This is a genomic window from Streptomyces sp. NPDC027185, from assembly GCF_055567035.1.
In genome coordinates, this window is record NZ_JBVHRF010000005.1 from 155,256 (window position 1) to 169,518 (window position 14,263).

At 72.2% G+C, this 14,263-nt stretch carries 11 protein-coding genes; 3 read left to right on the forward strand and 8 right to left on the reverse strand.

Annotation, left to right across the window (positions count from 1 at the left end):
- Positions 1–175 precede the first annotated feature (175 nt).
- The gene (locus ACZ4M8_RS17975) at positions 176–586 is read left to right on the forward strand and encodes a hypothetical protein (RefSeq protein WP_467608330.1); all 411 of its coding nucleotides are present in this window, start codon (positions 176–178) and stop codon (positions 584–586) included.
- Positions 587–625: 39 nt separating this feature from the next.
- Here the strand turns inward: ACZ4M8_RS17975 and ACZ4M8_RS17980 are convergent, their stop codons facing one another.
- The 3 genes from ACZ4M8_RS17980 to ACZ4M8_RS17990 form a co-directional block, all read right to left on the reverse strand.
- Complete coding sequence (locus ACZ4M8_RS17980) at positions 626–1,504, reverse strand: geranyl diphosphate 2-C-methyltransferase (protein WP_467608333.1); 879 nt, start codon at positions 1,502–1,504, stop codon at positions 626–628.
- Between the two features lie 16 nt (positions 1,505–1,520).
- Entirely contained in the window at positions 1,521–2,852 is a 1,332-nt protein-coding gene (locus ACZ4M8_RS17985) for a family 2 encapsulin nanocompartment cargo protein terpene cyclase (RefSeq protein ID WP_467608335.1), read from the reverse strand.
- Positions 2,853–3,240: 388 nt separating this feature from the next.
- Positions 3,241–4,650: a family 2B encapsulin nanocompartment shell protein gene (locus ACZ4M8_RS17990; protein ID WP_467608338.1), complete on the reverse strand. Its 1,410-nt coding sequence runs from the start codon at positions 4,648–4,650 to the stop codon at positions 3,241–3,243.
- A gap of 654 nt (positions 4,651–5,304) precedes the next feature.
- Between ACZ4M8_RS17990 and ACZ4M8_RS17995 the strand changes: the two genes are divergently transcribed.
- Positions 5,305–5,973: an O-methyltransferase gene (locus ACZ4M8_RS17995; protein WP_467608339.1), complete on the forward strand. Its 669-nt coding sequence runs from the start codon at positions 5,305–5,307 to the stop codon at positions 5,971–5,973.
- 47 nt (positions 5,974–6,020) lie between these two features.
- Here ACZ4M8_RS17995 and ACZ4M8_RS18000 read toward each other — a convergent pair whose 3' ends face one another.
- Entirely contained in the window at positions 6,021–6,854 is an 834-nt protein-coding gene (locus tag ACZ4M8_RS18000) for a class I SAM-dependent methyltransferase (RefSeq protein ID WP_467608341.1), read from the reverse strand.
- Positions 6,855–6,924: 70 nt separating this feature from the next.
- On the opposite strand from ACZ4M8_RS18000, the gene ACZ4M8_RS18005 reads away from it, so the two are divergent.
- Entirely contained in the window at positions 6,925–8,832 is a 1,908-nt protein-coding gene (locus ACZ4M8_RS18005) for a S9 family peptidase (protein WP_467608343.1), read from the forward strand.
- Between the two features lie 337 nt (positions 8,833–9,169).
- Here ACZ4M8_RS18005 and ACZ4M8_RS18010 read toward each other — a convergent pair whose 3' ends face one another.
- The 4 genes from ACZ4M8_RS18010 to ACZ4M8_RS18025 form a co-directional block, all read right to left on the reverse strand.
- Positions 9,170–9,976, reverse strand: coding sequence for an SURF1 family protein (locus tag ACZ4M8_RS18010; protein ID WP_467608346.1), 807 nt, complete (start codon positions 9,974–9,976; stop codon positions 9,170–9,172).
- A 225-nt stretch (positions 9,977–10,201) separates the two neighbouring features.
- Complete coding sequence (locus tag ACZ4M8_RS18015) at positions 10,202–11,497, reverse strand: hypothetical protein (RefSeq protein ID WP_467608349.1); 1,296 nt, start codon at positions 11,495–11,497, stop codon at positions 10,202–10,204.
- Entirely contained in the window at positions 11,494–12,171 is a 678-nt protein-coding gene (locus ACZ4M8_RS18020; protein ID WP_467608351.1) for a SigE family RNA polymerase sigma factor, read from the reverse strand. The genes ACZ4M8_RS18015 and ACZ4M8_RS18020 overlap by 4 nt, the downstream gene beginning before the upstream one ends.
- 621 nt (positions 12,172–12,792) lie before the next feature.
- Positions 12,793–14,064 carry an aspartate kinase gene (locus tag ACZ4M8_RS18025; RefSeq protein WP_391645975.1) on the reverse strand — a complete coding sequence of 424 codons (1,272 nt, stop codon included), beginning with the start codon at positions 14,062–14,064 and terminating at the stop codon, positions 12,793–12,795.
- Between the last annotated feature and the right edge of the window lie 199 nt (positions 14,065–14,263).

Below are 14,263 nucleotides of genomic sequence, written 5' to 3' on the forward strand. Positions count from 1 at the left end.
CGAGCATGTCAGGCATCTGCTCACGGAGCGGGGGCACACGGCCCCGGAGCTGAAAGAGATTTTCAGCGGCCTGCTGCGGCAGCCCCGGCGCCCCACCGAGAAACACGAGGACGTCGTCCGTTGGTCGCTGGAGTGGCTGACGGGCGGCAGGTGGCCCCGGAAGGACCGGCGCGCCGTGCTGAACTCGCTGCTGTCGTACGGCTTCCCGTCCGACGGCGCCCTGCGGGCAAGGCTGATCGAGCAGACCTTCGCGATGATCGACGAGCTGTGTCACCACGGTGGGTCGCCGCTGGGCGTGCTCAACGCATTGGCGCGCCGCGACGACCTCGGTCCGGAGCAGTGGGACGGCGCCGGGCGGCGGTCCGTGCCCTGGCTCGACGGGCACGCCGCCGAGCAACGCGCGTCGTTCCTGCTGTGCCGTCTGCTCACGAAGGCGCCCGCCGGTCCGTGGCGGGGGCAGGTCGTCGCCCATGCCGCGGCGTGGCTCGCCGCCAACGGGGAGCAGGCCGAGGACGGCGAGGAGCGCGAGCGGGCCGAGACGCTGCGGCGGATCGTCGCGGCCGGAGGGCCCGGCACCGTCGGGTGACGGTGCCGGGCCCTTCGGTCCGGTGCGGTCAGGTCCGGGTCAGACCCGGTCCGCCGCGATCAGGACGTACTGGAACGAGCCGTCCTCGTAGGAGTTGATGAAGGCGTCCTCGATGCCGGTGACCAGGGAGGACGTGGCGCGCAGCTTCCAGTAGGGGAGAGTGGCGGGGGTGAGGTCGATGACCGCCTGGGGGACGAGGCGGTTGTCGGCCATGGCGCGGAGGTACTCGCGGCGGGAGTGGATGTTGCACTCGAAGTGCGCGTTGATCTGGGAGACCCACTTCGAGGGCTGGCCGTAGCGCGGGTTCCAGCAGCCGGTGATGGTGACGTAGCGGCCGCCGACCTTGAGGATGCGGGAGTGCTCGGCGAAGAGGTCGTGCAGGTCGACGTACATGCTCGACTCGTTGTTCCACGAGGCGGCGGCCTGGCCGGTCTCGAAGGGGGTGGCGAGCATGTTGCAGACGCGGGCACGGACGTGGCCCTCGAAGCCGAGCTCGCGGGCGCGGTTGTTGGCGAAGTCGGCCTGCTTGGCGGAGAGGGTGACGCCCTCGACGCGGGCGCCGAAGCGCTGGTGGGCCATGATCATGGAGCCGCCGCGGCCGCAGCCGGCGTCGACGAGGGTGTCCTCGCCGGTGATGGCGCCGAGGTTCTCCAGGAGGACATCGGTCTGGGCCGACTCCAGGCGGTGGAGTTCGGCGATCAGCTTCTTCTCGTAGGCGCTGTCGGCTGGGTCGCCGAGTGCGCTGTGGTCGACGTCGCCGATGCCGTAGTGGTGGTGGTAGAGCCCGTCGACATCGCCGAGGCGGAGGTTCACGGGCCTGGCCTCCTGGTCCCAGTAACGGGCGATGTCCCCCTGATAGGGCGAGGCCGCGGCGGGGATGAAGACGGAGGTGCCGGTGGAGAGCTCGGTGCTGGTCACAGAAAAAATCCAATTCTTACCAGAAGTCGGGCAGGCTGTATCGATAGGTGTTGGTCTGATGCCAGTAGTGGTTGCCGTCGACCCATACGGCGACCCCGCGCAGGAAGCGGAGCACGGTCGGTACGGGGCAGTCGGCGGCCAGGGCGGCGGCTTCGGACTCGAAGGTGTGCATGAGGTCGTTGTGGACCTCGACGGCCTTCAGATAGGCGTCCCGCTCACAGACGCCTTCACGTTCGGCGATCACCACGGGGAGATTGAGGTGGCGGCCGGGGCTGTTGAGTTCCTTGGTGTACGAGTAGAGGTCGTTGACGATCGTCGTGGCGTTGCCGGCGAGCGCGATGACCCGCTGCATGGCGGGCAGGGCGTGCAGATCGGCGGGGAGTTCGTAGCCGCCGACGGTGTCGGTGATGGTGGGGCAGGGGCGGAAGTTGTTGAACTGACGCATCGCCAGGTATTCCCACACCTCCGGGACGTGGTCCTCCTGGGACCAGGCCGCTTCGGCGAGGTAGCCGAGGTGCAGGCGGGCCATGTCGTGCCGGTACCGGTCGGCCTGGGAGGCGCTGGACTGGCGGACGAAGTACTCCATGGCGGAGCGGTAGGCGCGCCGCGGGGCGTCGGAGCCGAGGGATTCGAGCCACGCCGGTTCGTACTCGCCGGTGGTGTGCAGCGGGTCGAGGGCGGTGTGGGCGAGGAGGAGGCGGCTGCCGAGGCCGATGGGTGAGCCGCCGTGGTCCTCGCAGTAGCAGTCGTCGACGGCGTTCTCGGCGACCATCAGCCGGGTGGCGATCATCAGGTGGTCGACGGTGGGCGCGTCCGGGTGGCAGGCGACCATGTAGCGGCCGACGGAGAAGCCGTCGAACTGGTCCTCCCACTCGGGCGGGAACGCCTGGACCTCGTCGACCGCCCACCGCTTGATCCGCCGGCTGACCTCTTCGACGCGCGCCTGATCGGGCTCCGGCACCGGGTGGTGGTAGAGCCCGGGGACCGGTGTGCCCGCCGCGGGCGCGCCCGTGGCCTCGGGCGTTCCGGGTACGGCGGGGGCCGCGGGCGCCGGTGGTTCCGTACGGCACGGGTGGAGGCTCGCGGTGCCCAGGCCGGTGGGTCCGCTCAGGATCCGGGCCAAGGCGGAGCGCCGGACCGTGACGGTGTCCTCCGGTGCCAGCGGGGCGGTCCGGGCGCCCGCCGGAGCTGCGGGCGGGTCCGCCGGGCGGGTCCGGGCGAAGGAGGGCGGGCCGGGCAGCGCGGGCCGGGCGCCGGTTGCGGGGCCGGTGGTGCCGGGGCGGCTCCCGGTGCGGGCCGCGAGGGCGGGGAGTCCCGGTGGCAGAGGGGAGGGCCCGGGGTCGGACATCCGTAACTCCTTGCTGAGGTGTGGTGGGCTGTCCCGGGTGCCGGGCCCCGGGAGGGCGCTCGCGCCGGGTGCGGGCCCGAGGGCGCCCGGGGTGCTCGCCCTGGGGCGGACGGGGGTACTCGCCCGGGACGGACGGGGTGCGTGCCCCAGGGCGGGCCAGGGCGCTGCGCGGCTACGGCCGCTGGTGGCCGCGGGCCGTCCCGCAGTGGCCCTCCTACGGCACCCCGGGCTCTGACCTGCGCCTTCCCGCAGGCCCGCCGGTACGGAGGGGCGGGGCGGGCCCGCTCCGGGGAGGGTGCGCGGGCCCGCCCCGGGGCGGCTCACCCGGGGGCGGCCCGGCGAGGAGGGGCGGCCCCGGTGCGGGCGCCGCCCCTCCGGCGTGTCCGTCCTAGCGCCGGTGGGCGATCTGTACGTTCTCCAGCACGCCGAGCGCGTCGGGCACCAGGACGGCGGCGGAGTAGTAGGTGGAGACCAGGTACGAGATGATCGCCTGCTCGCTGATGCCCATGAACCGCACGGACAGGCCCGGCTCGTACTCCTCCGGCAGGCCGGTCTGGCGCAGGCCGATGACGCCCTGGTTCTCCTCGCCGGTGCGCATGGCGAGGATGGAGCTGGTGTTCTCCTTGCTGATCGGGATCTTGCTGCACGGCAGGATCGGGACGCCGCGCCAGGCGGGGACCTGCTGGCCGCCGAGGTCGACGTGGTCCGGGTAGAGGCCGCGGGCGTTGAACTCCCGGCCGATCGCGGCGATCGCCTTGGGGTGGGCGAAGAAGAACTTCGTGCCGCGGCGGCGGGAGAGCAGGTCGTCGAGGTCGTCCGGGGTGGGCAGACCGGAGTGGCTCTGGATGCGCTGCTTGAAGGCGGCGTTGTGCAGCAGACCGAACTCGCGGTTGTTGATCAGCTCGTGCTCCTGGCGCTCGCGCAGCGCCTCGATGGTGAGCCGGAGCTGTTCCTCGGTCTGGTTCATCGGGCCGTTGTAGAGGTCGGCGACCCTGGTGTGGACCCGCAGGACCGTCTGTGCGACGGAGAGTTCGTACTCGCGGGGCTTCAGCTCGTAGTCGACGAAGGTGCCGGGGAGTTCGGGCTCGCCGGTGTGGCCCGCCGACATCGCGATCTCGGCCTCACCGTGACGGTTCTGCCGCTGGTGGGGCAGGGCGCGGACCTTCTCGATGTGGGCCTGGAGGGCCGGCGAGCCCGCCGCCACCGCGTCGAAGTCGGCGCGGGAGAGAGTCAGGAGCGTACCGGCGGTCTCCGCGGTGGCGGTGGCCTCCCAGGTGGCCTCACCGTGCATGAGGGCCTGTTCGCCGAAGTGCCCGCCGTCGGCGACGATGTTGACGGGTACATCGCTGCCGTACTTGCCCTCGGCGGTCTGGCTGATCCGGCCGTGGGCGACGAGGTGGATGCGCTCGGCGGGGGTGCCGCGCTCGACCAGCACCTCTCCGGCGCGGAAGTCGCGCTGGACGCAGCGGTCGGCGAGGGCCTTCAGCACCTCTTCGTCGTCGAAGCCGCGCAGCAGGGCGAGTTCGCCCAGTTCGCGGGGGATCACCCGGACACCGGCGCCGTCCTGGACGAACTCGATGTACCCGTCGCCGACGGTGTAGGTCAGCCGGCGGTTCACCCGGTAGGCGCCGCCCTTCGCCTCGACCCAGGGGAGCATCCGCAGCAGCCAGCGGGAGGTGATCTCCTGCATCTGCGGTGCGGACTTGGTCGTGGTGGCGAGATTGCGGGCAGCCGCGGTGCTCAGGCTGGTCTGCGGGGAGGTGGCCGGCTGGGCTTCCGGGCCGGTCTCGACGGTCATCTGGAGAGCGCTCCTTCGCAAGGGGTGTTCGGGTTACGCGGGCCAACCGGGAGAAGTGGAAAGAGGGTGGGGCGCGGGGGAATTGGGGAAAAAAGCGGACGGATTTCAGAATTCCGTCCGACTCCCGGGGACCAGTAAAGAGCCAGGTCGCCCCATCCACGCAAATAAAAGCGCCACTGTTACCCCGATGCGGTGACATCGTCCGGCGCGATGTTTAACCCGAGGCCCGAACGTTTTCGGACCCGCCGACACAGAGCGCGCCAGCAATACGGAAAAGCGCCCGGCCCGCTCTCTTTTCTGCTAACCAGGGAAGCCATTTGACGTTACGTCAGAAATTGGGGCCGCCACTCCGGCTCGTCGGGAGTCATCCGGCGCCCGCCGCCCGGACACCTCCGATTCACCCTCCGCATTCGGCATTCCCCGCCGCCTCGCACAACGCGGAGGCGACGCCCCACGACGGACGCGCCCGGTACGGATCGCCAGGAGCGGCACGGAGTCGGTGGCGGCGGACCGGCGCCGTCCCACGGACGGTCCGGAGAGGGCCGCCCCGACCGGTGGCGGGATCCGGTGCCCCCGGCAGGTAATCCCCTGACACCGCAGCTCGCGCCCTGTACCTTCCTTAGCGAAGCTAATTAGAAGTGTGAAGGGATCATTGTGTCCGAGCACCAGTGGAACGCCGTCGACGACTACTTCACCTCCCTGCTCACCCCGCCCGACGACGCCCTCGACGCCGCGCTGCGGGACAGCGCCGCCGCCGGGCTGCCCGAGATCGCCGTCTCCCCCACCGAGGGCAAGCTGCTGCACCTCCTCGCGCAGACCCAGGGCGCGCACCGCATCCTCGAACTGGGCACCCTCGGCGGCTACAGCACCATCTGGCTGGCCCGCGCCCTCCCCGACGGCGGGCGGCTGATCAGCCTGGAGGCGGACGCGAAGCATGCCGGGGTCGCGCGGGCCAACCTCGACCGGGCGGGTCTGTCCGGGGTGGCCGAGGTCCGTGTGGGCCCGGCACTCGATTCGCTCGCCGCGCTGGCGGAGGAGGGTGCCGAGCCGTTCGACCTGGTCTTCATCGACGCGGACAAGCCCAACAACCCGCACTACCTGGAGTGGTCGCTGCGGCTCACCCGCCCCGGCTCCCTGATCATCTGCGACAACGTCGTACGGGACGGCAAGGTCGCCGACGCCGGCTCCGCCGAGCCCGTCATCCAGGGCACCCGCCGCTGCCTGGAGATGATGGCCGAGCACCCGAAGCTGTCGGCGACCGCGATCCAGACGGTCGGCCCCAAGGGTTACGACGGTTTCGCGCTGGCCCGGGTCACCGGATAGCCGGTCGCCGTGGGGGCGCTCCCGGGTCCCGGGGCGCCCCTCGCCCGTCAGGCGGGCCGGGTGGCCTTGAGAGAGTACATGAGCGGGATGCGGGGGCGGTCGGCGGGGAGGCGGTAGAAGCCGTCGTCGCCGCGTTGCAGCGCGCCGAACCGCTGGAACATCGTCATGTCGTGCTCGTGGAGGAACTCGATCCGCAGCCCGGTCGCGGCGACCGCGCTGACCACGTCACCGATCGGGTGCTGCCACTCCACGGCGCGGTTGTGGACCGTCGGGGCGCCGAAGTCCGTGTACGTACCGGGGGTTTCCTCCACCCACGCGTCGCGGCTGAAGTAGTCGTGGGTGACGTAGGAGCCCGTGGAGTCGTCCAGCGCGTCGCACAGCGGATGGAACTCGGCGAGGTAGAGGAAACCGCCGGGCGCGACGAGGGAGGCGGCCGTCTCGGCCCAACGCTCCACGTCGGGCAGCCAGTTGAGCGCGCCGATACCGGTGTACACGATGTCGTAGGAGGAGTCGGGCACCGCTTCGGCCGCGTCGTAGACGTCGGCGGTGACGAACGAGGCGCGGTCGGTGTCGTGGCCGAGACCGGCGGCGGTGTCACGGGCCGCTTCGACGGCGGGCTCGGAGAAGTCCAGGCCGACGACATGGGAGGCACCGCGGTGCAGCCACGAGAGGGTGTCCTGCCCGAAGTGGCACTGGAGGTGCAGCAGGGAGCGGCCGGTGACGTCGCCGACCTCCGCCGCCTCGAAGGCACGGATCGTGTCCCGGCCGCCGCGGAACCCCTCGTGGTCGTAGTAGTCGCTCTCCAGGTGGAGGGGGACCCGCTCGTCCCACCTCGCGCGGTTGGCCTCGCGCCAGTCGTCGGGACCGGTGTGTCTTCGCATGCCGACGAAGTTATCCACAGGCGTGGACGCCCGCCACCACGATTTCTGCGACCGGGCGCAGAATGGGGCCATGACTGACGAGACCACAGACACCGCCGCCACCCCCACCGACCCGCCGGGCTCCCCGCTGCCGCACTCCTCCGCGGCCACCACCGACGGCGTGCCGGAGTGGGAGCAGCGGTTCCGCGCCCCCCGGGTCTCCCTGCCGGACTGGGCGCAGGACGCCCCGGACCGCTCCCTTTTCGTCTCCAACGCGACCGGCACCTTCGAGTTGTACGCATGGGACCGTGCCTCGGGCAGTCAGCGTCAGGCCACCGACCGGCCGAACGGCACCACGGACGGCACACTGACGCCGGACGGCGAGTGGATCTGGTGGTTCTCGGACACCGACGGCGATGAGTTCGGGGTGTGGATGCGCCAGCCGTTCGGCGGCGGCGCCGACGAACCGGCCGCACCCGGCCTCGCCCCCTCCTACCCCGCCGGGCTCGCCCTCGGGCGCGACGGTTCCGCCGTCATCGGCCGCTCCACGGACGAGGAAGGCTCGACGATCCACGTCGTCCGGCCGGGCACCGCGCCCGTGGAGATCTACCGCCACCAGGAGTCGGCGGGCGTCGGCGACTACTCCCACGACGGTGCGCTGATCGCGATCGAGCACACCGAGCACGGTGACGCGATGCACTCGGCGATCCGCGTCGTCCGCCCGGACGGCTCGGCCGTCGCCGAGCTGGACGACACCAAGGGCGGCACCGAGGAGCTGGGGCTGTCCGTGATGGGCTTCGCGCCGGTCGACGGCGACCCCCGGCTGCTCGTCGGCCACCAGCGGCGCGGCCGGTGGGAGCCGATGATCTGGGACCCGCTGACCGGCGTCGAGACCGCACTCGACATCGACCTCCCCGGCGATGTCGGCGCCGACTGGTACCCCGACGGCTCCGCCCTGCTGATCGAGCACGAATACCAGGCCCGCAGCGAGCTGTGGCGCTACGACCTCGGCGCGGACGGCCGGACCGGCTCCGGGCTGACACGGGTGGACACCCCGGCGGGCACGGTGTCGGGCGCGACCGCCCGGCCCGACGGCGCCGTGGAGTTCCTGTGGTCGTCGGCCGCCCGCCCCCCGGAGGTCCGCTCCACCAGCGGCGCCGTCGTCCTCGACCCGCCCGGCCGGAAGGCCCCCGCCTCGGTCGCGGTGACCGACGCCTGGGTGGAAGGGCCCGGCGGCACGATCCACGCCCTGGTCCAGCAGCCCGCCGGCGACGGCCCGTTCCCCACCGTCTTCGACATCCACGGCGGGCCCACCTGGCACGACAGCGACGCGTTCGCCTCCGCCCCCGCCGCCTGGATCGACCACGGCTTCGCGGTCGTCCGCGTCAACTACCGCGGCTCGACGGGCTACGGCCGTGCCTGGACGGACGCGCTCAAGCACCGCGTCGGACTGATCGAGCTGGAGGACATCGCCGCGGTCCGCGAATGGGCCGTCTCCTCGGGCCTGGCCGACCCGGACCGGCTGATCCTCTCCGGCGGCTCCTGGGGCGGCTACCTCACCCTGCTCGGCCTCGGCACCCAGCCCGATGCCTGGGCCCTCGGCCTCGCCGCCGTCCCCGTCGCGGACTACGTCACCGCGTACCACGACGAGATGGAAGCCCTCAAGGCGATGGACCGCACCCTCCTCGGCGGCACCCCGGAAGAGGTCCCCGAACGCTTCGAGGCCTCCTCCCCGCTCACCTACGTCGACGCGGTACGCGCCCCCGTCTACATCTCCGCGGGCGTCAACGACCCCCGCTGCCCCATCCGGCAGGTGGAGAACTACGTCGAGCGCCTGGAACAGCGCGCCCACCCGCACGAGGTCTACCGCTACGACGCGGGCCACGGCTCCCTCGTCGTCGAGGAACGCATCAAGCAGGTCCGCCTGGAACTGGACTTCGCCCTGCGGTACCTGAAGAGGAAGGAAGGGGAGGGAGAAGGAGAGGGAGGCAGCAACTGAGCTGATGGGGGGGGCCGGACCGGCCGCGGGCTGGTGGAGAGCCAGCGGGGCCGGGTGCGGGGGTATTTCCTGGCGGCCCGTGCCCGCGGTGGCGGTGATTCGGGGCGCGGGCTGGAGGCCGGGAGCGTGAGGCGGCCCGGGTGGGCGGTGCCGGATGGGGCGGGGGGGAAGGCGCCGGTCGCGGTCGGCTCTGCGGGCACCGTCGCGGGCGTGATCGCGCGGTCACGCGGTCACGCGGTCACGCGGTCACGCGGTCACGCGGTCACGCGGTCACGCGCGAGTGTGGGGTGGGGCGGGGCGGGGCGGGGTGGGAGGGGAGGGGGGAGGGGGAAGCCCCCTAAGCCACCTCCCCCGCCCCCTCCCCGATCCCCAGCTCCAGGTCCCTGGCCGCTTCCGCCTCGCGGCGGAAGAGCCGGAACCACATGAAGACGACGAAGCCGGCGAAGACGAACCATTCGCCGGTGTAGCCGAGGTTCTGGAACGCCTTGAGGTCGAGTCCGCTGCCTTCCGCGGCGGCCGGCGGTACGGCCTTCAGCGGCGCGGTGGTGTCGCCGAGCGTGATCCAGGCGTCGTGGACCGGGTACGGCACGATGTTGACCAGCGAGGCGGCGCTGATCATGCCGAGTTGGCCTTTGGGGAGGCCGCCGCCGGCCCGGACGCCGTTGGTGTCGATGTTCTCGGACGCCTGGAGGGCGCCGGTGACGGTCACCTCGCCGGTGGGCGGTGCGGGCACCTTGGCGGTGTCGGCGGGGTTGTCCGCGTCGCCGGGGAGCCAGCCGCGGACGACCGGGAGGGCCTTGCCGTCGTCGGTGCGCAGCGGCGTCAGGACGTAGAAGCCGGGGCGGCTGCCTGCTTTGCGGTCGAGGGTGCGGTCCGGGACGAGCAGTTGGTGCCCGGCGTCGTAGGTGCCGCGGGCGCGGGCCTGGCGTCCGGAGGTGACCTGGTCGACGGGGAGGAGGTCGGCGAGGGGCCGGGCGGCGGCCGTTTCGGCGGCGGCGGTCCGGTCCGCCTGCTGCCGGTGGGAGTCGACGCGGTCCTCGAAGCGGCCGAGCTGCCAGCTGCCCATGAAGATGCAGAAGGGGATCGCCAGTACGGCGAAGACGTTGATCCCCCACCACCGCGGGGTCAGCAGGAACCGGTACACGCCGTCAACGGTACGTGGCCCGGCCCGCGTCCCCGCACGGGGTCCGCCTTCCCCGCGGGACGCCCCGTACAGCAGGCCCCCACGGGGACCGGCGGTCCGCCCCTACGGGAGGGACCTCTCCTCAAGCCCGCGGCCGCCTCGTTCCGAGGTGCCTGCGGCACCCGGCCGACCGCCCTTTCCAGGTCGGGGGAACGGTCCCTCCCCCGTGTCGGCCCGGGTCGGCGGCTATTTCGCGTTGAGGATCCCGGTCCGGTAGACCGTCCCGGCGCAGGCGTCGGTGAGGGTGGTGTCGGCTGCCGCCGGTTCGCCCGCTTCGGGGGTGTGGCTGAGGACGACGGCACCGGGTGCGGCGCCGTCGCCGCCCGAGCCGCCGCCGTTGCCGCCGGGGGTGGTGCCGCCCTGGCCGCCGCCCGTGCTCTCGTTGCCGTCCGCCGCGGCGGGGGAACCGGCCGCGGGGCTGGACGGGGAGGGCGTCGGCGAGGGCCCCGTCCCGGCGCAGCCGCCGGACGCCGGTATCCACGCGAATTTGACCTCGTACGCCTGGCCGGGCTTGAGAACGAGCTGGTCGGGGGCGGTGGCGGGGTCGGGCAGGCCGGTGGCCTCGTCGCCGCTGGTGTGGTCGACGATGTGGATGCGGGTGGCGTCGGCGGAGCCCTGCGGGGTGACGTCCACAGTGCCGCCGCCGTCGACGGAGCAGGCCGTGGCGGAGGTGTTGACGACGCGGAAGGCGCCGTAGACGCGGCCCTTGGCATCGGCGGGGGCGACGCGGCCGGTGCCCTTGCCGAGTTGGTCGCGGCCGCACGCCGGGGAGGTGACGTCCATCGTTTCGTACGGGTCGGGACTGCCGGCGCCGGGACCGTCCCCGGGGCTGTGGGACGACGCTGGCCGACCGTGGCCGCCGTCGGTGCGTCCGGCGCCGCCGGTGCCCCCGCCGCTGCCGGAGGGTTGCTGTCCGGGGCGTACGGGGTCGCCGTCCGGGGCGCCGTCCGCGGGTCCGGTCCGCCGGTTGCCCGCGGCGTTCACGGGCCGGTCGTCGGGGGCGTCGTCGAGGTGGGCAACCTGCACCATCGCCGGGATGGAGGTGGAGCCGAGCAGCAGGGCGGCGACCGTGCCGACGACGGCGTGGCGGCGGCGCCGGCGGCGGGCGGGTACGGCGTGCCGGAGGTGGTCGAGGGCGTCCGGTGCCGGTTCCAGGTCGCCGACGGAGGAGTGCAGCAGGCGCCGCAGCGCGTCCTCGCCGCCGAAGCCGTCGCCGGGGTCCGTTTCCGGCCCGCCGGGGGCCGTGCCTGCGGAGACTGTGTCTGCGGGGCCGGTGCGGGCGCCGCCGTTCCCCGGTGCTGGGGCCGTGTCGTCGCCGGCGCGGGCCGCGTGGGCCCAGCCGGGGCCGCCGGACGACGGTCCGGTACCGCTCCCGTCGCTGCCGTCACTCCCGTAAGTCAGGAAATCTCCGGCACGGTCCGGGCCGCCGGGATCGCCCGCCCCGGAGTGTGCGCGGGCCGGGTCGACGGTGTCGCCGTTCATGCCGGTGCCTCCATCGCGACGCGGAGCGCCGCGATACCCCGGGAGCCGTACGCCTTGACCGAGCCGAGCGATATGCCCAGCGTCTCGGCGACCTGCGCCTCGGTCATGTCGGCGAAGTAGCGCAGCACCAGCACCTCGCGCTGGCGGCGCTGGAGCCCGCGCATCGCCCGGATCAGCTCATCGCGTTCGAGCAGGTCGTAGGCGCCTTCCTCGGCGCTGGCCATGTCCGGCATCGGCTTGGCGAGCAGCTTCAGGCCGAGAATGCGGCGGCGCAGCGCGGAGCGGGAGAGGTTGACGACGGTCTGCCGCAGGTAGGCGAGGGTCTTCTCCGGTTCGCGGACGCGGTTGCGGGCCGAGTGCACGCGGATGAACGCCTCCTGGACGACGTCCTCGCAGGACGCGGTGTCGTCGAGGAGCAGCGCGGCGAGGCCGAGCAGGGAGCGGTAGTGGGCGCGGTAGGTCTCGGTGAGGTGGTCGACGGTGGTGCCGGCGGCGGCCTCGTCGGTGTCGGCGCGCCGGTCGGTCTCACCGCGCTGGGAGGGGAGCTGGCCGGGCCGGGTGGTGGGCCAGGGCGCGATCACCGGCATGCCCCCGGCGCCACGGGCGTGCGGCGGACGCACTGCCGCGCCCGCTGCGCCCGCCGGGGCGATCGTGAATGCGAGAACCTCTGCCACGTCTGTTGGACACTCCACCCACCGCGAGGGTTGTACGCGTCCTCGGGATCGCGGGTCTTCTCGGCGCCGTACGGGCCGCCGGAGGCGTGGGCGCGGTGCGGGCCTTCCGGTCGGGGCGCGCTCTCGGGGTCATGCGCGTACGGTGCCGTCGCCGGTGCCGCGGTGTCTGCCCTCATTGCGTCCCAACTCTTCCTCGGTGCCCCGTCCGCCCCGACGTGTCCACTCCGGTATCACCTGTCACGGGGCTGCCGCCGGTCCGTCGCGACCGTCCGGCACCGTCCGTCCCGGGTGTCGCGTCCGCCCGCACCGCCCCGCGGGGTAGCACCCAAGACGCTCCGTTCCCGATCGCCGGTTCCCCCGTGGCCGGGGACGCACCGGCCGGGTGGCCCGGGGCGTCTCCGACCAGCTACGGAACGCCCGAACCACCGGACCGGTCACAGAAACTTCACACGTTTCACAAAGTATGTCGCAGGCGGGCGACGCTGCGACACCCCAATTCCGGAACCCGCCCCCGGCGACCGGAAGCCGCCCGCCCCTGATCCGGTCGGCCCCGTACACGCGAGCGGGCGGCCCGCCCCCGCCTCACGCGGGGAGCGGACCGCCCGGTCCCTCGTACGCGGGTCAGCGCCCGGTGCCGCCGTAGACCACGGCCTCGTCGCTGTCCGTGTCGAGCCCGAAGGCGGTGTGCACGGCGCGGACCGCCTCGTTGACGTCGTCGGCGCGGGTGACGACCGAGATCCGGATCTCGGAGGTCGAGATCAGCTCGATGTTCACCCCGGCGTTCGACAACGCCTCGAAGAACGTCGCGGTGACGCCCGGGTTCGTCTTCATCCCCGCGCCGACCAGGGAGATCTTGGCGATCTGGTCGTCGTAGCGGAGCGAGTCGAAGCCGACCGCCGCACGGGTCTTCTCCAGGGCGGCGACGGCCTTGCGGCCCTCCGCCTTGGGCAGCGTGAAGGAGATGTCCGTCAGCCCGGTCGAGGCGGCCGAGACGTTCTGGACGACCATGTCGATGTTGACCTCGGAGTCCGCGATGGCGCGGAAGATGCGCGCGGCCTCACCCGGCTTGTCCGGCACACCGACGACCGTGACCTTCGCCTCGGAGGTGTCATGTGCGACGCCCGAGATGATTGCCTGCTCCATCGGCTGGTCCCCTTGCGGTTCGTTGCTGACCCACGTGCCCTTGAGCCCCGAGAACGAGGAGCGGACGTGGATCGGGATGTTGTAACGGCGTGCGTACTCGACGCAGCGGTGCAGCAGCACCTTGGATCCGGAGCTGGCCAGCTCCAGCATGTCCTCGAAGGAGATCCAGTCGATCTTCCGGGCCTTCTTGACGACCCGGGGGTCGGCGGTGAAGACGCCGTCGACGTCGGTGTAGATCTCGCAGACATCGGCGTTCAGCGCGGCGGCCAGCGCGACCGCCGTGGTGTCCGAGCCGCCACGGCCCAGCGTCGTGATGTCCTTCTTGTCCTGCGAGACGCCCTGGAATCCGGCGACGATGGCGATGTTGCCCTCGTCGACGGAGGTCTGGATACGGCCGGGCGTGACATCGATGATCCGTGCCTTGTTGTGCACGGAGTCGGTGATCACACCGGCCTGGCTGCCGGTGAAGGACTGCGCTTCATGACCGAGGTTTTTGATCGCCATCGCCAGCAGCGCCATGGAGATTCGCTCTCCGGCGGTCAGCAGCATGTCGAACTCGCGCCCCGATGGAATCGGGGACACTTCCTGAGCGAGATCGATCAGCTCGTCCGTCGTGTCGCCCATCGCCGAAACCACCACGACAACCTGGTTGCCGTTCTTCTTGGCCTCGACGACTCGCTTGGCAACGCGCTTGATGCCCTCGGCATCCGCAACGGATGAGCCGCCGTACTTCTGCACGACAAGGCCCACGTGCGCTCCTCGCAACTGTCTCTTCGGGAGTTTCCTCCCGGACCCCCGGATATGGGGGTACTGCGGTCGACTCAGTTTAACGAGCAGGCGGAAACCGCCTCGCCGATGCCGCATGGTGAGACACAACGCTCAATCATCGGTCATTTCCGTACACCGATGATCACCGTGTCCCGCGGCGGCTCCGCGCGGCGCCCCGTCG

What these genes read in the sequence shown, in the direction of transcription:
- ACZ4M8_RS17990 (WP_467608338.1), bottom strand. Translation starts at nt 4,650, where the DNA reads ATGACCGTCGAGACCGGCCCGGAAGCCCAGCCGGCCACCTCCCCGCAG.
- ACZ4M8_RS17985 (WP_467608335.1), bottom strand. Translation starts at nt 2,852, where the DNA reads ATGTCCGACCCCGGGCCCTCCCCTCTGCCACCGGGACTCCCCGCCCTC.
- ACZ4M8_RS18000 (WP_467608341.1), bottom strand. Translation starts at nt 6,854, where the DNA reads ATGCGAAGACACACCGGTCCCGACGACTGGCGCGAGGCCAACCGCGCG.
- ACZ4M8_RS18015 (WP_467608349.1), bottom strand. Translation starts at nt 11,497, where the DNA reads ATGAACGGCGACACCGTCGACCCGGCCCGCGCACACTCCGGGGCGGGC.
- ACZ4M8_RS18005 (WP_467608343.1), top strand. Translation starts at nt 6,925, where the DNA reads ATGACTGACGAGACCACAGACACCGCCGCCACCCCCACCGACCCGCCG.